The sequence below is a fragment of the Stenotrophomonas sp. GL_101 genome (genome assembly GCF_057835675.1).
Map to the genome: position 1 here is coordinate 285,864 of NZ_CM174432.1, position 21,545 is coordinate 307,408.

The following is a 21,545-nucleotide window of genomic DNA, read 5'->3' on the forward strand; positions in this document are numbered from 1 at the left end:
CGCCCCCTTGAACATCAAGGGGGCTGTTCTCCAGACAGACAACGGTAGTGCCGGGCTCTGCCCGGCAACCGCATTGAAAGCGGCGGCATCACACCTTCACCGGTAGGCAACGACCGTTGGTCGTTGCACCGCAGAATCAAACGCATCCCGTGGCCTGGCCCCGGGATCCACCGCGGTGGGATGGGCGATTGCCAGGCCAAGGCCAGGCAGTCGCCCATTTTTTTCGCTGCAGTAGGTACCGACCGTTGGTCGGCACGCGCTACCGCATCAGGCAACCGTCAACGTCACATCGATGTTGCCGCGGGTCGCGTTTGAATACGGGCACACGATGTGCGCCTTCTGCACCAGTTCTTCCACCTGCTCGCGCGGCAGGCCCGGCACGCTGATCTCCAGCGCCACTTCGATGCCGAAGCCGGTCGGGATCTGGCCGATGCCCACCTTGCCGGTGATGCTGGTCTCGGCTGGCAGGGCGACCTTGGCCTGGCCGGCCACGTACTTCAACGCGCCCAGGAAGCAGGCCGAGTAGCCGGCGGCAAACAGCTGTTCCGGATTGGTGCCCGGGCCGCCGGCGCCGCCCAGCTCGCGCGGGGTGGACAGCTGCACGTCCAGCACCTTGTCGGACGAGGCGGCGTGGCCTTCACGGCCGCCGGTAGCCGTGGCGGTGGCGGTGTACAGAACGTTTTCGATGGTCATGGGAATCTCCTGTGCAGTGAAGGGGGTAAGCCAGATGGCAGGTGTACTTTGCGCTATCCATGGGTACGTTGGGTTACATTTCGTCTATCAAACTTGATCCAGAGTCCGAAATGGTCGACCGCCTGCAATCCCTGCTTAGCCGCTTCGCGGTCAGCGCCGAGGTGTTTCACGCCGGCCCGCTGTGCGGCATCACCGCGCTGGGTGCCGAGGGCGAGCGCGGCCAACTGCACCTGATCCGCGACGGCCAGGTGCGCGTGGAACACGACGACGGCAGCGTGCTGCAGATCACCCGGCCCAGCGTGCTGCTGTATCCGCGCCCGCTCGCGCATCGGTTTGTCACCGATGCCCGGCGCGTTGCCGACTTCGCCTGCGCCCACCTGCAGTTCGAGGGTGCTGGCAACAACCCCGTCGCCGCCGCGCTGCCTGCGTTGATCTGCCTGCCGCTGGACGATCTGTACGGTGGCCAGCCGATCCTCGCGCTGTTGTTTGAAGAAGCCTTCGCCCAGCGTTGTGGTCGCCAGGCGCTGCTGGACCGCTTGTTTGAAGTGGTGCTGATCCAGATCCTGCGCGCGCTGATGGAGAGCGGCCAGCTTCGCGTCGGCCTGCTTGCCGGCATGGCCCACCCGCGTCTGCGCCACGCACTGGTCGCCATGCATGAAGCCCCGGCCGAAGACTGGACCCTGGCATCGCTGGCCCAGCGCGCTGGCATGTCGCGAAGCGCGTTTGCCGACAGCTTCCGCGACACCATCGGCAGCACGCCTGGCCACTACCTGCAGGGTTGGCGCACCCGTCTGGTGCAGCAGGCGTTGCGCCGTGGCGAGCCGCTGAAACGCATCGCCATAGACGTGGGCTACGGCAGTGAAGCGGCCTTGTCGCGCGCGTTCAAGGCGCAGACCGGGCATTCGCCGCGGCAGTGGAAGCAGGCCACGGCACCGGCGGGTTGACCGCGACCGCCAGGGTCAGATCGTCCACTCGCGATCGGTCGTAAACATGATCGTCAACCAGCGGTCCGGTGACTCCTCACCCAACGCCTCGCCGATCTGATCGCGCAGCCGGTCCCATTCCACCAGCGCTCGCGGCGCGTCGTCCTCGCGAACCACGAAGAACAGTTCGATCTGTTCACCACGGCCCACCTTGGCCACATAGCTGCGGTGCTCGACGAAGCCGTGCCTGGCCACGATCGTGCGTGCGACCTCGTCCACGTGCGCCTGCAGGTCCACCGGCGTGATCAGCAGGATGTCCGCCAGCGCCTGGCGCACGGTGCCCAGCGGCGCGACCATCACAAACAGGCACACCACCAGCAGGATCGCCGGATCGATGTACGGCACCAGCCACGCCCACGGCGTGCCGCGCAGGACGAACCCGCCGACGAAGGCGACCAGGTACGCCGCCGACATGCTGGCGGCCACCACCCAGTTCTTCGCATCGAGTGCGATGAATTCCGAACCGATCGAGCGGTTCGCGCGGCGTACGAACAGGGCCAGGCCACTTTCAGCGATGATCGACATCACCGCGAACACGATCGCCGGCCCCAGCGCGATCACGCGCCCGCCCGACAACAGCGCGTCCACCGCATTGACCGCCGCGTACAGCGCCGCGCCGATCATCAGCGTGCCGCTCACCCCCAGCACGATCGGCTCCAGGTGCCAGAAACCCATGGTGAAGCGCTGGTTCAAGCGCGACTGCAGCGCATCCACGTTGGTCGACAGGCTGATCAGGCGCACCACCAGCAGCGACAGCCAGGTCATCACCACGTCGATCAGGCCGTAGATGCCGTCGAAGATGATCAGCGAGGAGTTGGCCAGGAAGCCGAACACCACCGCGACGGCCGCCATCGCCAGCGATGCGGCGATCGACAGGCGCAGCACGCCTTGTTCGGTGGTGGGGTCCAGGCCGTTGAAGCGGGGCAACGTCATCGTGGCGCTCAGTGCGAAGCAGTGCGGTGGCGCATTGTCCACTGTCGCCGCCGCACCGTGCGCATTGACCACGCCCCGGCCTTCACGGCGGGGTCGCGGGCAGCGTTCATTGCGAGCGGGTAAACTGTTGATTGCGCTGGCATTGCCAGCTGTTCCCGATGCGCCACCCGATGACCCTGCCCGCCACCGACGCCGCCGCGCGTTACGCCGCCTCCCTGCGTCTGTCCGTCGCCCCGATGATGGACTGGACCGACCGCCACTGCCGGGTGTTCCACCGCCTGCTGGCGCCGGGCGCACGGCTGTACACCGAGATGGTGCACGCCAATGCCGTCATCCACGGCGATCGCGAGCGCCTGCTTGGCTTCGATGGCAGCGAGCACCCGCTGGCCCTGCAGCTGGGCGGCAGCGACCCGGCCCTGCTCGCGCAGGCCGCGCGCATCGCCCAGGACTGGGGCTATGACGAGGTCAACCTCAATTGTGGCTGCCCCTCCGACCGGGTCCAGGCCGGGCGCTTCGGTGCCTGCCTGATGCGCGAGCCGGCGCTGGTGGCCGAGTGCGTGGGCGCCATGGTGGCCGCCGTGCAGATCCCGGTCACGGTGAAGTGCCGGTTGGGCGTGGATGAAGACAACGACTACGAAACCTTCGTCAAGTTCGTCGATCAGTCGGTCAACGCCGGCAGTGCGATGTTTGTCGTGCATGCCCGCAATGCGTGGCTGAAGGGCCTGTCGCCGAAGGAAAACCGCGAAGTGCCGCCGCTCAAGTACGACTGGGCGCACCGTCTCAAGGCCGACCGCCCGGCGCTGCAGATCGTCCTCAACGGTGGCCTGGCCACGGTCGACGCCGCGCAGGCGCAGCTGCCCGCGCTGGACGGGGTGATGCTGGGCCGCGCGGCGTACCACGACCCCTACGTGCTGCATCAGCTGGAGGCCGCCCAGACCGGCGCAGCGCTGCTGCCGCGCGAGGCCCTGCTGCGCGCCATGCGCCCGTACATCGAGGAGCAGCTGGGCCGCGGCCTGGCTCTCAAGCACATTACCCGCCATCTGCTGGGCCTGTTCCACGGGCAGCCCGGCGGACGCGCGTTCCGCCAGGTACTCAGCGAAGGCGCGCACCGCGCCGGGGCCGACTGGACGCTGATCGAGCAGGCGCTGGCGGTCACCCGTGCCCGGGCCGAGCGCGTCGCGGCGTGAGGCGCGTCACCTTGTCTGCTTGACAAGGGGCTCACTTTAGTCGCCAATGTTCACTTATATGAACGGCGCGACCGCGCATCCGGAAAAGTTCAGACCGGATTCACTGCGTAAAACCAAGAATTCGCTAAAGATTCGTAAAACGCCGGCCTGGCTGGCGACTGCGATTCACAACTTTTGAACGTTTTGCCGCGCTCCGCTAGGATCTGACCGAATGCTCTCCGTGACCTGCCCCCGCCGACTTGCCGTCCTCGCCCTGCTGGCGTCGGGCGCTGCTGCATCGCTCGGCAGTGCATGGGCGCAGGAGCCGCCGCAGGATCAGGGGCGTGGCGAGGCGATGGCGCGTGCCGCGCGTGGCGCCCCGCAGGAGCGTTCGCTGTCCGATGCGGTGCGCCGCGTCCAGCGCACCACCGGCGGCCATATCCTGGGCGCCGAGCGGGTTCCGTTCGACGGCCGCGACATCAACCGGGTCAAGTACATGGATGACCGCGGCCGGGTCCGCTACATGGACGATCCGGCGCCGGCGCGTTCACAGCCCCGCGCACCGCGATCGGATATGTCTTCACTACGCGGCGATAACCCCTGAACAGGGATAGTTGTCCGTAATCAACTGTATTCCACTGGCCTCCGGCCATACCCAGGACACTAGGGAGAGTTCATGCGTATCCTTCTGGTCGAAGACGAAGCCCCGCTGCGGGAAACCCTGGCCGCCCGGCTCAAGCGCGAAGGTTTTGCCGTCGACGCTGCGCAGGACGGTGAAGAAGGCCTGTACATGGGCCGCGAAGTGCCGTTCGACGTGGGCATCATCGATCTGGGCCTGCCCAAGATGTCGGGCATGGAACTGATCAAGGCCCTGCGCGACGAGGGCAAGAAATTCCCGGTGCTGATTCTTACCGCGCGGTCGAGCTGGCAGGACAAGGTCGAGGGCCTCAAGCAGGGCGCCGACGACTATCTGGTCAAGCCGTTCCACGTCGAAGAACTGCTGGCCCGCGTCAATGCGCTGCTGCGCCGTGCCGCCGGCTGGAGCAAGCCGACGCTGGAGTGCGGCCCGGTTGCGCTGGATCTTGCCGCGCAGACGGTGAGCGTTGCCGGCAGCAACGTGGACCTCACCAGCTACGAGTACAAGGTGCTCGAATACCTGATGATGCATGCCGGTGAACTGGTCTCCAAGGCCGACCTTACCGAACACATCTACCAGCAGGATTTCGACCGCGACTCGAACGTGCTGGAAGTGTTCATCGGCCGCCTGCGCAAGAAGCTCGATGCCGATGGCGAACTCAAGCCGATCGAAACCGTGCGTGGCCGCGGCTACCGTTTCGCGATTCCGCGCAACGAAGGCTGAGCCGGTCCGCCGGGCGAAGGAAGGTGATGTCAGGCCGTCTGTGGTTCTTTAAACGCTGGCGGCCGCGCTCCCTGCAGGCGCGCCAGCTGTTGGCCGCCTCGGTGGGCCTGGTTGCGTTCCTGGCGATCGCCGGCTACGCGCTGGATGCGGCATTTGCCGACACCGCGCGGGCCAACATGCAGGATCGCCTGAAAAGTTATGCCCGGGCCTACGCGGACGGGATCGACTTCACCCGTGACCGATCGCTGTACATCCGCGAGCAGCCACCGGATTCACGGTTTGCCGGGCCCGGCAGCGGCCTGTACATGCAGGTGGTGATGGCCGACGGCTCCACGGCCAATTCGCTGTCGGCCGAAGGGCCGATATTGCCCACCGTGGGCGGTGGCCTGCTGGCCCCGCGCCAGGAGGTCTTCGAAGGCCCGCTGCCGATGATCCAGATCGATGGCAGCGAGGGCTCGGTGTATCGCTACGGGCTGGGCCTGGTATGGGATGCCGACGCCGACCCGGCCACCGAATACCCCTACACCATCTACGTGATGGAAGACTCGAGCGCACTCGGCGCGCAGCTGCGCGTGTTCCGTGCCCGGGTGTGGTTCTGGATGGGTGGCGCCGGCTTGATCCTGCTGCTGTTGCAGACGGTGATCCTGCAGTGGAGCCTGCGCCCGATGCGACGGGTGATCAACGAGTTGACCAAGGTGCAGCGCGGGGAGACCGAGCGCATGAGCGAGCGCCACCCGCGCGAGCTGGAACCGCTCACCGACAGCATCAATGCCTTCATCGAGAGCGAGCGCGAAAACCTGGAGCGCCAGCGCAACACCCTGGCCGATCTCGCGCATAGCCTGAAGACGCCGCTGGCGGTGCTGCGCACGCAGCTGGACAGCGGTGCGCACGACCAGGACCTGCGCGAAGAATTCGACGTGCAGTTGCGGCGCATGAACAACCTGGTGTCCTACCAGTTGGCACGCGCGGCCTCATCGGGCCACAAACTGTTCTCCGCGCCGTTGCCGATTGAATCCAATGCCGAAGAGATCGTGCGCGGGCTGGAAAAGGTGTACGCCGGCAAGGGCGTGCTGTGCGAGTTCGACATCGATGAGGCCGCACGCTTCCATGGCGAGCCGGGCGATCTGCAGGAGTTGCTGGGCAACCTGCTGGAGAATGCGTTCAAGTGGGCCAACCGCCGCGTGCTGCTGACCGCCAGGGCGCTGCCCGCGCCGGGCGCGCGCCGTGCCGGGCTGCGGCTGTCGGTGGATGACGATGGCCCGGGCATCGCCTCGGAAGACATCGCCAAGGTGCTGCAGCGTGGCGTGCGAGGCGACGAACGCGTGCAGGGCCATGGCATCGGCCTGTCGATCGTGCAGGACCTGATCAAGGACTACCGGGGCGAGCTGCACGTGACGCGTGCGCCCGAGCTGGGCGGTGCCCGCTTTGAGGTGACGCTGCCGCCGGGGCCGTGATGGCCCGGCGCATCGAGCAACCCGCGGTGCCCTAGCGCGTGCGGTGGCCCGGCGAGTCACCGTAGAACCGCCGCAGATGCGCGGCGACCGTCGGCATCTCCTGCTCAAGCAGTGCCGGCGCGGAGAAGTGGTATTCGGTAGCGACTGCGAAGAACTCTTCCGGCGCTTCGGCCGCATAGGGGTCGATCGCGGTGTCCCCACCTCGATCCACGCGCGCGCAGAACGCATCGTAGGCGGCCTGGAAATCGGCTGCCCACTGCTGCTGCCATGCACGTGGCAGCGGTGGGGTGCCGTCGATTGCGCCGTCCAGCGCATCGATCTTGTGCGCCATTTCATGCACGGCCACGCAGTAGCCGGCGTGCGGGTCGGCGATGTCGGCCTGGATATCGGCCCAGGACAGGATCAGCGGGCCGCTGTCCCAGGATTCGCCGATCAGTTCGTCGTCCCATTGGTGCAGTACGCCGGCCGCATCCACATGGCTGCGCTGCACCCGGAACGCATCGGGGTAGACGATCAGCTGCGACCAGCCGCGCAAGCCAATCTCACCCAGTTCCAGCAAGGGCAGGCAGCACAGCGCGGCCAGCAGCACGGCGTCGCCCTGGTCCAGCTGCAGGCCGCCGACCGGGCTGATGGTTTTCTCGTGCAGGAAGCGCGCGCTCAAACCGCGCAGACGTTCGCTTCGTTCCGGATCCAGGGCCTGCAACCACGGCCCGCGCTGGCAGCTCAGTTGCCACAGCGCTGGATCGATCGGGCGCGGCGTGCGCCGCAACCACCCCCACAGACGTTCGATCAGCGGAACATGCCCGGCAGGAAGCTGTGCCACTTCGGTGCGCGCAGGCGCGGCAGCACGTCGTCATCGCCACCCCCGCCCCCGCTGCTGGCCGCACCCGCGCTGGGCTTGGCCGCTGCCGGTGCGCGTGCCGCCGGGGCGGTGGCCGGTGCGGCGCGCTCGCTTTCGGCCGGTGCATACACGCAGCCGCCCCGCCCCGGGCTGGTCAGCGCATCGGAAGCATGCGCGGCCAACGGGGCCATCAACAGAATCAGGCAATGGGCGAACGGGCGCATCGTCGACATCCGTAAGGGCGGATCAATCTTCGATTCTAGCCCGATTCAGCGCCCGCATTGGAACCGACCGGAACGGGCACCGTGGCGGGCTTTCCCGCATAATTTTGTCGATTACCTGATGGAAGCTGCCGTGGACGACCGCCAACTGCTGGCCAAACTGGGTGCCGGGCGCCTCTCCGGCGACGCGCTGGCCCGCGAGCTGGGCCACACCCGCGCCGCGATTTGGAAGCGGATTCAAGGACTTAGGGCGGCCGGGGTGGATATCGAGGGCCGCGCCGGCGACGGTTACCAGCTGCGGCAACCGCTGGAGCTGCTGGACGCCGAGGCCATCGGTGCCGCGCTGCCGGCCGCCGCCGCGGCCGCGCTGGCCTCGCTGGAGGTGGCCTGGAGCGTCGGTTCGACCAGCACCGAATTGCTGCGCTGCAGCGTGCCTGAGCGCGGTACAGCCGTGCTGCTGGCCGAGCGCCAGACCGGCGGCCGTGGCCGTCGGGGCCGCGCCTGGACCTCGCCACTGGCCGCGCATGTGTACCTGTCGGTGCTGCGCGGATTCGCCGGCGGGCTGTCGCGGCTGGGCGGATTGAGCCTGGTCGCTGGCGTGGCGGTGGCCGAGGCGCTACGTGCGCAGGGCTTCACCGAGGTGGCGCTGAAATGGCCGAACGACCTGGTGGTCAACGGGCACAAGCTGGGCGGATTGCTGGTCGAAGGCGGCGGCGAGTTCGCCGGCCCGGCGCGCGCGGTGATCGGGCTGGGCGTCAACGTGCGCATGCCGCCGGCGTTCGCCGCGCAGATCACCCAGCCATGGACCGACCTGGCCACCCTGGCCGGCGAGGCCGGGGTCAGTCGCTCTACGGTGGTTGCGGGGATCCTCGCGGCCCTGTTGCCGGCGCTGGACGCGTTTGATGCCGATGGCCTGGCGCCGTTCCTGCCGCGCTATGCGGCGCTGGACTGCCTGGCCGGGCGCGCGGTGCGGGTGGAAGAGAGCGGCTGCATGATCGAGGGCCTGGCCCTGGGGTTGGCCGACGATGGCGCACTGCGCGTGCGCACCGATGCCGGTGAGCGGGTGTTCCATGCCGGCGAAGTCAGCGTGAGGGCGCAATGAGCGACTGGTTGTTCGACCTGGGAAATTCGCGGTTCAAGTTCGCCCCGTTGCAGGGCGTGCACGCCGGCGATGTGCAGGCCTGGCCGCATGGCGCCGAAGGCATGCCGGCCGACGCGTTGCAGGCGCTGCCCACCGGTGGCGTGGCTTACGTGGCCAGCGTGGCCGCACCGGCACTGACCCGCAGCATGCTGGCGATCCTGCAGGGACGGTTCGCACGCGTGCAGGTGGTGCATACCGAGGCGGCGCGCGCCGGGGTCCGCGTTGCCTACGCGGACCCGAGCCGGTTCGGGGTGGATCGATTCCTGGCCCTGCTGGGCGCTGCCGCGCAGGGCGAGGCGGTGGTGATTGCCGGGGTCGGGACCGCGCTGACCATCGATCTGCTCGACGCCGATGGCCTGCACCACGGCGGGCGCATTGCCGCCTCGCCCACCACCATGCGCGAGGCATTGCATGCGCGCGCGGTGCAGCTGCCGGCAACGGGGGGCGACTACCACGAGTTCGCCAACGACACCGCCGATGCGTTGGCCTCCGGTTGCGACGGGGCTGCGGTGGCGTTGATCGAACGCAGCCGCGCGCAGGCCGCCGCGCTGTTCGGGCGGGTGCCAGCGTTGCTGGTGCACGGCGGCGGCGCGCCCGCGTTGATGCCGCTGCTGGTCGATGCGCGTTTCCAGCCGTCGCTGGTGCTCGATGGCCTCGCGCGCTGGGCCGTGCACCCGCCTGCCGGCGCACGGTAGGATCGCGGCATGCTGACTCGCGCCCTGATTGTCGTACTGGCCATCCTCAACGTAGGGGTGGCGCTGTGGTGGATGCTGCGTGGCGAACCGGCCCCGGTACCGCCGGCACCCGGCATCGGTGTGGCCCAGTTGCAGCTGCTACCCGCTGCCGCCGGCATCCCCCCCGGTCCAACCACCGCTGCAGTGCCGACGACGGCGCTGGACGATGTCACCCCGGCACCTGCAACGCCCCCCGACGCGCCGCGCGCGGCGCCCGTGGCAGCACCGACGCCCCTCGCCGCACCCGCTGCACCGGTATCTGCGCCGGTAGCGCTCGCACCCACGCCACCCCCGACGCCCGCGCCCGTCGCTGCAGTACCCGCGCAGTGCGTGAGCCTGGGGCCGTTCGCCGATCGTGCCGCCGCCCAGGCCGCGCAGGGCAAGGCCGCCGCGCTGTTGCGCGGCGTACGCCTGCGTGAAGTCGCCGATGCCGGGGCCACCCGCTACCGCGTGATGCTGCCTGCCGCCGCCAGCCGTGAGGACGCCCAGGCCACGGTCAAGCGCATCGTCGCGGCCGGGCTGAGCGACTACTACATCATTGCCCAGGGTGAAGAGACCAACGCCATCGCGCTGGGCCAGTACCGCAACCGTGAGGGCGCCGAGCGCCGCATGGCCGCGCTCAGCGCCGCCGGCTTCAACGCCCGGTTGGTGCCCAGCGGCGGCGATGGCAGCGCGCAGTGGTGGCTGGATGCGACCCTGGCCGCCCAGACCGACGCCAGCGCGGCCCGCCAGCGCAGCGGGGCGGCGCAGCAGCGCTCGCTGGACTGCACGCCGGTGCGTTAGAATCCCCGCTCCGCGACGGCACCGCCGCGCGCGATGCCCATGCCGGCATAGCTCAGTTGGTAGAGCAACCGCCTTGTAAGCGGTAGGTCCCCAGTTCGAATCCGGGTGCCGGCACCATGTTGATGACCTCCCTTGATCGACGCGATGCTGCGGGTCTGCGTGCCGTGGCTGCTGCAGCGCCGCGAGTCCTCGGCGGCCGCGCTGGCTAGACTGTGCCTCTTTGCAATGGAGCAGCACCGATGGCCACGTACTCCCCGGTTTCCCTGATTGGCGTTCCCACTGACATCGGGGCGGGCCATCGCGGCGCAGGGCTGGGACCGGATGCACTGCGTATCGCCGGGCTGGCCGAGGCGCTGGTCGCGCGCGGCGTTGACGTGCGCGACCTGGGCAATCTGGATGGCCCGCGCAATCCGTGGACCGCGCCGGTAGAAGGCTACCGCCACCTGGACGAAGTGGTGGCCTGGAACCGCGCGCTGATGGAGGCCACCTACACCGAACTGCAGGCCGGGCGCATGCCGATCATGCTCGGGGGCGACCACTGCCTCGGCATTGGCTCGATCACCGCGGTGGCGCGTTGGTGCCGTGAGCAGGGCAAGACCCTGCGCGTGTTGTGGCTGGACGCGCATTCGGACTTCAACACCAGTGATGTAACCCCGTCGGGCAACGTGCACGGCATGCCGGTGGCGTGCCTGTGCGGGCTGGGCCCGGATGCGCTGACCCGGCTGGGGGGCGACGCCCCGGCGATCCGTCCGCAGCAGGTGCACCAGATCGGCATCCGCTCGGTGGACCAGGAAGAGAAGCGCCTGATCAAGCAGCACCAGGTCGACGTGTACGACATGCGCTACATCGACGAGGCAGGGATGAAGCGCACCATGGAGGCGGCGCTGCAGGGGATCGACGACAACACCCACCTGCACGTCAGTTTCGACGTGGATTTCCTCGACCCGAGCATCGCACCGGGCGTGGGTACCACGGTGCCCGGCGGCGTCAACTACCGCGAGGCGCAGCTGGTGATGGAGATGATCGCCGACACCGGCCGGATGGGGTCGCTGGACATCGTCGAGCTCAACCCGCTGCTGGACAACCGCAACAGCACCGCGCTGCTGGCGGTGGACCTGGTGGAAAGCCTGTTCGGCAAATCCACCTTGATGCGCGACTGAGTCCCGCCGGTTCAGGCGATGGGCGCGCGTGGCTGAATGGTTACCGCGTGCGTTCACATGCACTGCACGCCGTTCCGGCCAGATTGCACCCACGCGGCGGCAGTGCTGGCAACAGCCACTACGTCACCGCGATCAGGAAGACGAGCGGCAACGTGCAATGCACGGCGGCGCGCTCATCTGACAGGTGGGACCGGATTCCGGTGTCGAAGTGGATCAAACAGGAGAACCCCATGAAGCGTGTTATTGCACTGATGCTGTTGTCGATGTTCTCGGTGGCCATGCTGTCTGGCTGCAACACCGTTGCCGGTGCCGGCAAGGATGTGCAGAAGGCCGGCCAGAGTGTCGAAGACGCTGCCAAGGGCAACTGATCCACGCGATCAGGCGTCAACGGAAAAGGCCGGGACTTCCCGGCCTTTTTTCTGGGCGCGAGGGTTTCATTCAGCGTCATTCAAGCAGGTGAGCATCCGTTTCATCCGCGCTTGACCGGCGACGAACGTGTGTCACTGCATGGTGGGGGTGCGGCGAACATGCCGTTGCACTCAAGGATGCCAACCCATGAACAAAGACATCATTTCCGGCAAGTGGACCCAGCTCAAGGGCAAGGCGCAGGCAAAGTGGGGCGACCTGACCGACGACGATTTCAAGGTGGCCGAAGGCAATGCCGAATACCTGGCAGGGCGCCTGCAGGAACGCTATGGCTGGGCACGCGATCGCGCCGAAACCGAGGTCCGTGATTTCGAGAAATCCATGCGCGACGACTATCCGGATTTCCGCTGACGCAGGCCGTGCCGCGTGATCGCGGCAGCGTCATCGAGGGGTATGAAACCCGCCACGGGCCGCATCTGCGGCCCGTGGCGTCATGCTGTGTGCTGCCCTCAGCGCCAGCGGCGGTCCTGCGGCGGGTCGGGCACGTACTGCGAGGGGAAGGCGCGCGGCGCATCGCCGCGCGGTTGCGGACCCGGCAGGATGCCGCGCGCACGCAGGTTGCGTTCACTGTCATAGCGCAGTTCCAGCTGCTGGAGCGGTAGGCGGCTGTCGCGCTCGAAGGTGGTATCGCGCACCGACGATGCCTCGCGTGCGCCGTGGCCGGTGCCCAACCGCTGCGCGGGGGCCGGGGCGGCGGGGGCGGACATCGAACGGGCCTGCGCGCTGTCGGCCATGGCCTCGGCGGCCTGGGGCTGGTCGCGCAGCCGGGGCGCGGTGCGGCGCTCGATCATCGGTCCGCGCGGATACGTACGCGCCACCGCTTCACCGAATACGGCAATCCCGATCACCCCGATGTTGTCCGGCCGCCCGGTGCGCGCGGCATAGCTGCGCCCCGGCGAGGTGAACACGAACTGGGCCACCTCATCCTGCGATTTGCGCCAGCCGCTGATGTCCGCGCTCTGCCAGGGGTTGAGTACATAGCCGGTCTGGCCGGGCGCGGCGACGTTGCCGGTGATCGCATTGAGGCCATCCACGGACAGCACCACCAGCACCCGTTCGGCGCTGTCGTTGCGCAGCCGCACGCTGTAGCGGTGGCTGTTCTCGCCGGCCACCCAGCGCTGCCCGCCGTCGCGGTACTGCGGCAGCACGGTGCCGGCGTCACGGTCCAGCACGGTCAGCTGCACCGGCCCACGATCCGGGGCCGGCAGCGGTGGGGCCGGCCGGAACCCACACAGGGCCAGCACGGCGAACAGGGGCAGGATCAAGCGTTTCATGGCACGGCTCCGCGTTGGGGTAGTGGGTTGAACGACCCATGCGTTGCAACGGGGTTGCGCCCGGGCGGGTAAACTGGCGCGGTTCACCTGTCAGTCAACGATCCCCACATGACCACGCGCGTTCTTACCGGCATCACCCCCTCCGGCACGCCCCACCTGGGCAACTACGTCGGCGCCATCCGCCCGGCCATCGCGGCCAGCCAGGCGTCGGCCATCGAGAGCTTCTTTTTCCTGGCCGACCTGCACAGCCTGATCAAGGCGCAGGAGCCTGAGCGCACCCAGCGCTCGACCCTGGAAATCGCCGCCAGCTGGCTGGCCTGCGGCCTGGATGCGGACAAGGTGTGGTTCTACCGGCAGAGCGACATCCCCGAGACCACCGAGCTGATGTGGTTCCTGACCGCCATTGCCAGCAAGGGCATCCTCAACCGCGCGCATGCCTACAAGGCGGCGGTGGACAAGAACCGCGAGGAGCAGCAGGACGAGGATGCGGGGATCAGCGCGGGGCTGTTCATGTATCCGGTGCTGATGGCTGCCGACATCCTGATCTTCAAGGCCAACCGGGTGCCGGTCGGCCGCGACCAGATCCAGCACATCGAGATGGCGCGTGATTTCGCCCAGCGCTTCAACCACGTGTACGGCAAGGAGTACTTCCCGTTGCCGGAGGTGGTGATCGACGAGCAGGTCGCCACGCTGGCCGGCCTGGACGGCCGCAAGATGAGCAAGAGCTACCACAACACCATTCCGCTGTTCGCCCCGCGCGCGGAGCTGAAGAAGCTGGTGTTCTCCATCCTCACCGATTCGCGCCTGCCCGGCGAGGCCAAGCGCACCGAAGGTTCGGCGCTGTTCCAGATGTACCAGGCCTTTGCCAGTGCCGAGCAGACCGCTGCGTTTGCCCAGGCCTTCGCGGCGGGCATCGGCTGGGGCGAGGCCAAGCAGCAGCTGTTCGAGCGCATCGATGCCGAGTTGACCCCGCTGCGCGAGCGTTACGACGCGCTGATGGCCGAGCCGGAAAAGATCGAAGCGTTGCTGCGCCGCCGTGGCCAGCAGCTGCGCGAGCAGTACGCGGTGCCGTTGCTGAAGGAGCTGCGCCATGCGGTGGGCCTGCGCGATCTGTCCACTGCCGGCGATGTGGCCAGCGACGCGGCCAGCGACGTACGCGCCGCGCCGCCGTTGTTCAAGCAGTACCGCGAAAAAGACGGGCGGTTCTACTTCAAGCTGCTGGCCGGCGATGGCAGCCTGCTGATCCAGAGCGCAGGCTTCGACTCGCCACGCGATGCCGGCCAGCTGATCGGCGTGCTCAAGCACGCCGAGCATGGCGATGCACTGCAGAGCGAGCTGTTCACGCTGGAGGCCGGGGTGGATGCGGTGCTGGCGGCGTTGCAGGCGCTGCGCGAGCAGGGGTAGGCATCCACCGTTGGTCGATGCGGAACGCGGCCGTGGCATGATGCCAATGCGTACCGGCCCAATGCCAATGCGTACCGGCCCAATGCCAATGCGTACCGACCAACGGTCGGTACCTACAGAGGGAGACTGCGATGGCCTGGTTGTCGTTGTTGTTGTTCCTGCCGTGGTTCGTGCTGCTCGGCGCGCTGTACTGGCTGTTCCCGCGGCAGCCCCGGGATGCCGCGCGGCGCTGGTTCGATGCGGTCGCGCTGCTGCTGTCCTTCGTGCTCAGCATCGTGGCGATGCTGTGGGGCCACCATATCGGCGTCGTGCAGACCGATGCCGGGCCGATCTGGCGCCAGGTGCTGGCGGTGCTGTATGCCTACGGTGCCTTCCTGGCGGTGATGGTGGGCGCCCTGCTGCTGCGCACGCCGTGGTTGGCGCAGCGTGCGACCAAAGCCGCATCGAAGCCGGTAGGTGAATCGTCCTAAGATGGCCGGTAGCTCGCCAGTGATGAACCCATGACTTTCGACCCCAGCATCCACACCATCGATACGGTGTTCCAGCGCAGTGACTTCGACGCCGCCTACCTGGTGGTCGAGGCCGGGCGCGCGGCCTTCATCGATTGCGGCACCGGCCTGGCCGTACCGGCCATGCTGGCCGCACTCGCCCGCGCCGGGCTGGCGGCCGAGGCGGTCGACTGGCTGATCCTTACCCACGTCCACCTGGACCACGCCGGCGGCGCCGGGCTGTTGATGCAGCAGCTGCCGAACGCGCGGCTGGTGGTGCATCCGCGCGGCGCACCGCACATGCTCGACCCGACCCGGCTGATTGCCGGTGCCACCGCGGTGTACGGCGCGGAGGAGATCGCGCGCAGCTATGGGCCGATCCTGGCGGTGGCCGCCGATCGCATGGTGATCGCCGAAGACGGCCACCGGGTCGACCTGGCCGGGCGCAGCCTGCTGTGCATCGACACCCCCGGGCATGCGCGCCACCACCTGTGCGTGTGGGACCAACGCAGCCGCGCCTGGTTCACCGGCGATACGTTCGGGCTGTCCTACCGCGAGCTGGACAGCGAACGTGGCGCGTTCATCATTGCGACCTCCTCACCGGTGCAGTTCGATCCGGAACCGCTGAAACAGTCGATCGCGCGCCTGCTGGCGTTCGAGCCGCAGGCGATGCTGCTCACCCATTACGGCCGCGTCGGCGATGTGCCACGGCTGGCCGCCGACCTGGTCGAGCAGATTGATGCGATGGTCGAGATCGGCCAGCAGTGCGACGGGCGCCCGGACCGCCATCGCTGCCTGGTCGCCGCGTTGACCGCGTTGTACCTGGAACGCGCGCAGGCGCATGGGTGCCGGCTCGACGATGCCGCCGTGACCCGGGTGCTGGCGATGGATATCGAACTCAATGCACAGGGCCTGGCCTGCTGGCTGGATCGCGATCGCCGCTGACCGAAAGCGTTGACCGGGCGCGTTGCGCGGTCATGCAGGTGTCACGTTACACTCGCAGACCCTTGCTTTCGTTGCTGGTGTCTGCCGTGAATCCGATGCGCATGCTGCTGCTGTCGTCCTGCCTGTTCGTGGGCGGCCTGGCCTACGCGGCCAACGATCTGCCCGGTGGCGGCATCGACGCCGATGCGCTGTCGCGGCATGTGCGCATCCTGGCCTCGGACGAGTTTGAAGGCCGCGCGCCGGCCACGCCCGGTGAAGAGCGCACCGTGCAGTACCTGATCGAGGAATTCAGCAAGTACGGCCTGCAGCCCGGCGGCGTCGACGGCAGCTGGGTGCAGCCGGTGCCGATGGTGCGTGCCCAGGTGGATGGCCCGGTGCGTGCGCAGCTGCGCCAGAAGGGCAAGACACGCGCGCTGGCCAATGGCGAGGACGTGACCCTGCAGAGCCTGCGCCCGCAGCAGGCAGTGGCGATCAAGGACGCACCGCTGGTGTTTGTCGGCTACGGCATCGATGCCCCCGAGCGCCACTGGAACGATTACAAGGACGTTGACCTGCACGGCAAGATCGCCGTGATGCTGATCAACGACGCGGACTTCGAGACCGAACAGCCCGGCGCGTTCGATGGCAAGGCGGTCACCTACTACGGGCGTTGGACCTACAAGTTTGAAGAAGCCGCACGGCGCGGCGCGCAGGGCGTGCTGATCGTGCATGAGACCGCGCCGGCCGCCTACGGCTGGGCGACGGTGAAGAGCTCGGGCACCTCGCCGTTGTTCGACATCGAACGCACCCAGGCGCAGGCGCTGGCCCAGCACGTGCCGGTGCGCGGCTGGATCCAGCGCAGCGTGGCCGAGCAGGTATTTGCCGAGGCCGGGCTGGATTTCGATGCGGAAAAGCGCCGCGCGATGACCCCCGGGTTCACACCGGTCACGCTGGGCGATGCCACCTTGTCGGTCAACTTCAAGCTCAAGCGCGAGCAGGTCATCACCCGTAACGTGGTGGCCAAGCTGCCCGGCGGCGCGCATGCCGATGAAGCGGTGATCTTCTCCGCGCACTGGGATGCGTTCGGGATCGGCCAGCCCGATGCCAAGGGCGACCGCATCCGCCGGGGTGCGATCGACAACGCCACCGGCGTGGCCACCGTGCTCGAGCTGGGGCGGGTGTTCGCCGCCGGCCCGCAGCCGCAGCGCACGCTGTATTTCGTCGCACTGACCGCCGAAGAAAAGGGCCTGCTCGGCGCCAGCTACTACGCCGCGCACCCGCTGGCGCCGCTGGACAAGACCGCTGCGGTGCTCAATATCGAGATGTTCAGCCCGGACGGTCCTACCCGCGACATCGCTTCGTGGGGCAAGGGCCGGGTGTCGCTGGAAGGTGACCTGGAGCGCGTGGCCAAGGCACGCGGCCGCAGTTACTCGCCGGACCCGAACCTGGAAGCAGGCTTCTTCTACCGTGCCGACCATTTCGCGTTCGCGCGGTTGGGCGTGCCGGCAATCACCATCGGGCCGGGGCTGGACATGACCGACGGTGGGGTGGAAAAGGGCCGCAAGCTGCGCGATGCCTACTTTGCCGCGTGCTACCACCAGGCCTGCGATGCCTGGACCCCGCAGTGGGATGCCAGCGGCCATGCCGCCGACACCCTGCTGGTTTACGACCTCGGCGCAGAGCTGGCCAACAGCCGGCGCTGGCCGCAGTGGGAAGAAGGTTCGGAATTCCGCAAGGTGCGCGAGCAGAGCGACGCGGCGCGCCGCTGATCGGCGTACCGCACTGACCGGGTTGCCGAGGCTGCCGGCCTGCGGCCGGCACGACCGCCACGCGACCACCGGATCACCGGTGGCCGCGTGAGGCATGTTACTGGCGCGTACCGTCCAGCCAGTTCGGGCCCTTGTTCTTCAGGAAGAACACATAGACCACCAGCGATACCGAAATCACCGCGGTGACATAGATCGCGAACTCGTTGACGTGGCCGGTCTTCAGCGCGCCCTGGTACAGCAGCGGCGCGGTGCCACCGAACAGCGAGTTGGCCATCGCATAGCCGAAGCCCACGCCGAGTGCGCGTACATGGGTGGGGAACAGTTCGGCCTTCACCACTGCGTTGATGGAGGTGTAGCCGGTGAGGATGACAAAACCGATCGCCAGCACCACGAAGGCCATCAGCGGATCGTGCTGGTGCGGCAGCTGGGTGATCAGGTACCAGGTGTAGAGCACGCCGCCAATGCCGAAGAACACCAGCAGGCTCTTGCGCCCGACGATGTCGGACAACCAGCCGCCGATCGGCTGCAGCACCATCAGGAAGGTCAGCACGCCCAGGTTGATCAGGGTACCGGTCATGACGTCATCGCCGGCAAAGGCACTCTGGATCATCTTCGGCCCGTTGACCGAATAGGTATAGAACGCCACGGTGCCGCCGGCGGTGATCAGGAAGCACAGCAGCAACGGACGCCACTGGTGGACGAACAGCTCGTACATCGAGCCCGATGCCTTGGCCCGTCCTTCCTTGGCCGCCTCGATCGACTCCACCTGCAGCGACTCATCCATGCTCCGCCGCAGCCAGAACACCACGATGGCGGCGATGCCACCGATGCCGAAGGCGATGCGCCAGCCCCACTCGGAGATCTGCGGCTTGTCCCACCACAGCAGCATGGCCAGCAGAGTCAGCTGCGCCAGCACGTGGCCACCGACCAGGGTGACGTAGTGGAACGAAGACAGGAAGCCACGACGGCCGGGGATGGCCGCTTCGGACATGTAGGTGGCGCTGGTGCCGTACTCGCCCCCGGTGGCGAAGCCCTGCAGCAGGCGCGCGAACAACAGGATGACCGCCGCCCAGATGCCGATCTGCGAGGCATTGGGGGTGATGGCGATCAGGAACGAACAGCCGGCCATCACCGACACCGACACCGTCAGCGCCAGGCGCCGGCCGTAACGGTCGGCGAAACGGCCGAAGTACCAGGCCCCGATGGGGCGCATCAGGAAGGTGGCCGCGAAGATCGCCCACACATACATGGTGGAGTTCTTGTCGGCGGCCGAGAAGAACTGCGATTCGAAGTAGACCGCGAAGACCGAGTAGACGTAGACGTCATACCACTCGACCAGGTTGCCGGCCGAGCCTTTGAGAGTGTTGGAGATCGAGCGGCGTAGTGCGGCCCGGTCGGTGGTTGCCGCAGGGGCGGGGAGGGAAGTACTCATGCAGGGAAGGTGTCCTGGCTGGGAAACGATGTGGCGGGTAGCGGCGGGGTCCGGAACGCAGGGATCCGGCACCTCGCCCACCTACCTACCCTAACCTACGTCAACGACAGGTGCCGACGCGGTCCAGCGGCACGCCGGGCGGAAACAGCATGCCGCCGGCCGAGGTGATCCGAACGCTGCAGTGGCCTAGAATCCGTGTTCCCCCGGATGGTGCCGTGCCATGTCTTCACCTGAACCCGCAGCGGCGGCTCCCCGGAGCGGCCTGGTCGTACTCGCGTTGCTGCTGGTGTACGTGGTCTGGGGGTCCACCTATCTGGGGATCCGGCTGGCGCTGGAAGGCGGGGCGCTGCCGTTGACGATGGTGTCCGGCGCGCGCTTCATCATCGCCGGCTCGCTGATGTATGCGGTGCTGCGCTGGCACGGGATGGCCGCACCGACCCGGCGCCAGTGGCGCAACCTGGCGATCATGGGCCTGACCATGCTGGTGCTGGGCAACGGCATGGTGGTGCTGGCCGAGCGCACGGTGTCGTCGGGCCTGGCGGCCACGGCGGTGGCCTCGGTGCCGCTGTGGATGGCGCTGTTTGCCGCGATGCGCGGCCAGAACGCCAGCCGTGGCGAGTGGCTGGGCATTGCGGTGGGGTTTGTCGGGGTGGTCTGGCTCAATGCCGGCAGCAGCCTGACCGCGTCGCCGCAGGGCTTGATCCTGCTGCTGATCGCGCCGATCGGCTGGGCCTTCGGCTCGGTCTGGGCGCGCGGGCTGGACCTGCCCAGCCCCTTCATGACCGCCGCCGGGCAGATGCTGTGCGGCGGGGTGATGCTGGTGGCGCTGGGCCTGGCCACCGGCGAGCGGCCGACCCAATGGCCGAGCCTGGGGGGCATGCTGGCGGTGGCCTACCTGTGCATGTTCGGCTCGATCGTGGCATTCACCGCCTACGTCTGGCTGCTGCACAACGTGCGCCCGGCGCTGGTGGCCAGCTATGCCTACGTCAACCCGGTGATCGCGGTGATCCTGGGGACGCTGATCGGCGGCGAGCATTTCGGCCTGCATGACGTGCTGGCGATGGCGGTGATCCTGGCCGGCGTGCTGGTGCTGACCCTGGCCCGGACCCTGGCCAAATGAGCGGCCTGCAGGAACACAGCGCGCAGGAGCAGCGGCGTGGGCTGGCGATCACCGCCTTCACCTTCACCCTGTGGGGCCTGGTGCCGGTGTATTGGCACCTGCTCAGGGCGGTGCCTTCGCAGCAGATCATCGCCCACCGCATCATCTGGAGCACGGTGCTGGTGGTGGCGTGGCTGCTGTTGAGCAAGGGCGCCGGCTGGTGGAAGCCGATTGCCGCGCAGAAGCGCGCGCTGCCGACGCTGGCGTTGAGCAGCGTGGCCATCGCGTTCAACTGGGGCCTGTACATCTGGGCGATCAACGCCGGACACGTGATCGAAACCAGCCTGGGCTATTTCATCAATCCGCTGGTCAGCGTGGTGCTGGGCGTGGTGGTGCTCAAGGAGCGCCTGCGCGCGCTGCAGTGGCTGGCGGTGGGCTGCGCGGCGCTGGGCGTGGCATGGTTGACCATCGATGCGGGGACGCCGCCGTGGATCGCGCTGGGCCTGGCCTGTTCGTTCGGATTGTATGGCCTGCTGCGCAAGATGATCTCGGTCGACCCGGTGGCGGGGTTGGGGGTGGAGAGCCTGTACCTGTTCCTGCCGGCGATCGGCTTTGCGCTGTGGAGCGAGAACGGCCACGGCGGCGGGTTCTTCAGCGGTTGGGGCTGGAAGAACGACGCGTTGCTGATCCTGGGCGGTGCGGTCACGGCCCTGCCGCTGATCGGCTTCGCCTATGGGGTGAAGCGGATTCCGTTGTCGCTGGTGGGCATCCTGCAGTACATCGCGCCCAGCCTGGGCCTGCTGCTGGGCGTGTTCTTCTTCCGCGAGCCGTTCGATACGGCCAAGGCGATCGGCTTCGCTGCGATCTGGACCGGGCTGCTGTTGTTCATCGGCGACAGCGTGTGGCGCACGCGGCGGCGGTGAGGGGGGTGTAAAGCGGCTGAAGCTCCGCAGGGTGGGGTCGATACCGCCAGGCAATGATCATCGCCGCGCCGCGCGCCCGTTCTGTTGCGAACAAAAAAGGTTCCTCTCCCATCTGAGGGGAGCGTCTTGTTGCAAGGGCCGTCGCAGAGTGAGCACGACGCGACGCCGCAGGCCAGGTGTGCAGGCGCCATTTGGATTGACTGGCGTCTCCGATCGGGCCGGTCGCGAGCATGAGGGCCCCGTAGCAGCCGGTAGGCCCCTGGCGCAAATGTCCCCCGGCCGCGGGCGGCCTCCTCCTTGATTTTGCCCAGGGGCCTACCGGCTGCTACGGGGCTCG

Annotated in this window: 23 protein-coding genes and 1 tRNA gene; 18 read left to right on the forward strand and 6 right to left on the reverse strand. The window is 67.9% G+C overall.

Annotation, left to right across the window (positions count from 1 at the left end; all coding sequences use genetic code 11):
* Positions 1–267: 267 nt before the first annotated feature.
* Positions 268–693: an organic hydroperoxide resistance protein gene (locus AC3IR9_RS01255; protein ID WP_489293517.1), complete on the reverse strand. Its 426-nt coding sequence runs from the start codon at positions 691–693 to the stop codon at positions 268–270.
* Positions 694–803: 110 nt separating this feature from the next.
* Here AC3IR9_RS01255 and AC3IR9_RS01260 point away from each other — a divergent pair, with 110 nt between their 5' ends.
* A complete protein-coding gene (locus AC3IR9_RS01260) occupies positions 804–1,637 on the forward strand; it encodes a cupin domain-containing protein (RefSeq protein WP_489293518.1) in 834 nt (277 codons plus the stop codon).
* A gap of 15 nt (positions 1,638–1,652) precedes the next feature.
* Here the strand turns inward: AC3IR9_RS01260 and AC3IR9_RS01265 are convergent, their stop codons facing one another.
* Entirely contained in the window at positions 1,653–2,609 is a 957-nt protein-coding gene (locus tag AC3IR9_RS01265) for a cation diffusion facilitator family transporter (protein ID WP_489293520.1), read from the reverse strand.
* 158 nt (positions 2,610–2,767) lie between these two features.
* Here AC3IR9_RS01265 and dusA point away from each other — a divergent pair, with 158 nt between their 5' ends.
* The 4 genes from dusA to AC3IR9_RS01285 all read left to right on the forward strand — a co-directional run bounded on the left by dusA (position 2,768) and on the right by AC3IR9_RS01285 (position 6,589).
* Positions 2,768–3,796, forward strand: a complete 1,029-nt coding sequence (gene dusA, locus AC3IR9_RS01270; protein ID WP_489293522.1) for a tRNA dihydrouridine(20/20a) synthase DusA — start codon at positions 2,768–2,770, stop codon at positions 3,794–3,796.
* A gap of 211 nt (positions 3,797–4,007) precedes the next feature.
* Positions 4,008–4,379, forward strand: coding sequence for a hypothetical protein (locus AC3IR9_RS01275; protein WP_489293524.1), 372 nt, complete (start codon positions 4,008–4,010; stop codon positions 4,377–4,379).
* 72 nt (positions 4,380–4,451) lie between these two features.
* Positions 4,452–5,135: a response regulator transcription factor gene (locus tag AC3IR9_RS01280; RefSeq protein WP_228884579.1), complete on the forward strand. Its 684-nt coding sequence runs from the start codon at positions 4,452–4,454 to the stop codon at positions 5,133–5,135.
* Positions 5,136–5,161: 26 nt separating this feature from the next.
* Positions 5,162–6,589, forward strand: coding sequence for an ATP-binding protein (locus AC3IR9_RS01285; protein ID WP_489293525.1), 1,428 nt, complete (start codon positions 5,162–5,164; stop codon positions 6,587–6,589).
* A gap of 31 nt (positions 6,590–6,620) precedes the next feature.
* Here AC3IR9_RS01285 and AC3IR9_RS01290 read toward each other — a convergent pair whose 3' ends face one another.
* Entirely contained in the window at positions 6,621–7,412 is a 792-nt protein-coding gene (locus AC3IR9_RS01290) for a M90 family metallopeptidase (protein WP_489293527.1), read from the reverse strand.
* Positions 7,379–7,654: a hypothetical protein gene (locus tag AC3IR9_RS01295; RefSeq protein ID WP_489293529.1), complete on the reverse strand. Its 276-nt coding sequence runs from the start codon at positions 7,652–7,654 to the stop codon at positions 7,379–7,381. The genes AC3IR9_RS01290 and AC3IR9_RS01295 overlap by 34 nt, the downstream gene beginning before the upstream one ends.
* 130 nt (positions 7,655–7,784) lie before the next feature.
* Between AC3IR9_RS01295 and birA the strand changes: the two genes are divergently transcribed.
* The 7 genes from birA (at position 7,785) to AC3IR9_RS01330 (ending at position 12,246) form a co-directional block, all read left to right on the forward strand.
* Positions 7,785–8,753 (forward strand): bifunctional biotin--[acetyl-CoA-carboxylase] ligase/biotin operon repressor BirA, encoded by a 969-nt coding sequence (gene birA, locus AC3IR9_RS01300; protein ID WP_489293530.1) that lies wholly within the window; start codon positions 7,785–7,787, stop codon positions 8,751–8,753.
* The gene (locus tag AC3IR9_RS01305; RefSeq protein ID WP_489293531.1) at positions 8,750–9,487 is read left to right on the forward strand and encodes a type III pantothenate kinase; all 738 of its coding nucleotides are present in this window, start codon (positions 8,750–8,752) and stop codon (positions 9,485–9,487) included. Before birA ends, AC3IR9_RS01305 begins: the two co-directional genes overlap by 4 nt.
* A 9-nt stretch (positions 9,488–9,496) precedes the next feature.
* Complete coding sequence (locus tag AC3IR9_RS01310; RefSeq protein ID WP_489293532.1) at positions 9,497–10,309, forward strand: SPOR domain-containing protein; 813 nt, start codon at positions 9,497–9,499, stop codon at positions 10,307–10,309.
* 41 nt (positions 10,310–10,350) lie between these two features.
* Positions 10,351–10,426 (forward strand) — tRNA-Thr (locus tag AC3IR9_RS01315).
* A gap of 122 nt (positions 10,427–10,548) precedes the next feature.
* Positions 10,549–11,469: an arginase gene (gene rocF / locus AC3IR9_RS01320; RefSeq protein WP_489293534.1), complete on the forward strand. Its 921-nt coding sequence runs from the start codon at positions 10,549–10,551 to the stop codon at positions 11,467–11,469.
* Positions 11,470–11,699: 230 nt separating this feature from the next.
* Positions 11,700–11,837, forward strand: a complete 138-nt coding sequence (locus tag AC3IR9_RS01325) for an entericidin A/B family lipoprotein (protein WP_489293536.1) — start codon at positions 11,700–11,702, stop codon at positions 11,835–11,837.
* A 187-nt stretch (positions 11,838–12,024) separates the two neighbouring features.
* On the forward strand, positions 12,025–12,246 hold the full coding sequence (locus tag AC3IR9_RS01330) for a CsbD family protein (protein WP_489293537.1): 222 nt from the start codon (positions 12,025–12,027) through the stop codon (positions 12,244–12,246).
* 98 nt (positions 12,247–12,344) lie between these two features.
* On the opposite strand, the gene AC3IR9_RS01335 is transcribed toward AC3IR9_RS01330, so the two are convergent.
* Entirely contained in the window at positions 12,345–13,169 is an 825-nt protein-coding gene (locus AC3IR9_RS01335; protein ID WP_489293538.1) for a hypothetical protein, read from the reverse strand.
* Between the two features lie 108 nt (positions 13,170–13,277).
* Between AC3IR9_RS01335 and AC3IR9_RS01340 the strand changes: the two genes are divergently transcribed.
* The 4 genes from AC3IR9_RS01340 (at position 13,278) to AC3IR9_RS01355 (ending at position 17,754) form a co-directional block, all read left to right on the forward strand.
* Entirely contained in the window at positions 13,278–14,573 is a 1,296-nt protein-coding gene (locus AC3IR9_RS01340; RefSeq protein WP_489293539.1) for a tryptophan--tRNA ligase, read from the forward strand.
* Positions 14,574–14,704: 131 nt separating this feature from the next.
* Positions 14,705–15,043, forward strand: coding sequence for a hypothetical protein (locus AC3IR9_RS01345; RefSeq protein WP_489293541.1), 339 nt, complete (start codon positions 14,705–14,707; stop codon positions 15,041–15,043).
* Positions 15,044–15,073: 30 nt separating this feature from the next.
* Positions 15,074–16,006 (forward strand): MBL fold metallo-hydrolase, encoded by a 933-nt coding sequence (locus AC3IR9_RS01350; RefSeq protein ID WP_489293542.1) that lies wholly within the window; start codon positions 15,074–15,076, stop codon positions 16,004–16,006.
* Positions 16,007–16,101: 95 nt separating this feature from the next.
* Positions 16,102–17,754: a M28 family metallopeptidase gene (locus AC3IR9_RS01355; protein ID WP_489295661.1), complete on the forward strand. Its 1,653-nt coding sequence runs from the start codon at positions 16,102–16,104 to the stop codon at positions 17,752–17,754.
* A gap of 97 nt (positions 17,755–17,851) precedes the next feature.
* On the opposite strand, the gene AC3IR9_RS01360 is transcribed toward AC3IR9_RS01355, so the two are convergent.
* Positions 17,852–19,186 carry an MFS transporter gene (locus AC3IR9_RS01360; RefSeq protein ID WP_489293543.1) on the reverse strand — a complete coding sequence of 445 codons (1,335 nt, stop codon included), beginning with the start codon at positions 19,184–19,186 and terminating at the stop codon, positions 17,852–17,854.
* 220 nt (positions 19,187–19,406) lie between these two features.
* Here AC3IR9_RS01360 and yedA point away from each other — a divergent pair, with 220 nt between their 5' ends.
* Together yedA and rarD are read left to right on the forward strand one after the other, a co-directional pair.
* On the forward strand, positions 19,407–20,306 hold the full coding sequence (gene yedA / locus AC3IR9_RS01365; protein ID WP_489293544.1) for a drug/metabolite exporter YedA: 900 nt from the start codon (positions 19,407–19,409) through the stop codon (positions 20,304–20,306).
* The gene (rarD, locus tag AC3IR9_RS01370) at positions 20,303–21,208 is read left to right on the forward strand and encodes an EamA family transporter RarD (protein WP_489293546.1); all 906 of its coding nucleotides are present in this window, start codon (positions 20,303–20,305) and stop codon (positions 21,206–21,208) included. Before yedA ends, rarD begins: the two co-directional genes overlap by 4 nt.
* The last annotated feature ends 337 nt before the right edge of the window (positions 21,209–21,545 follow it).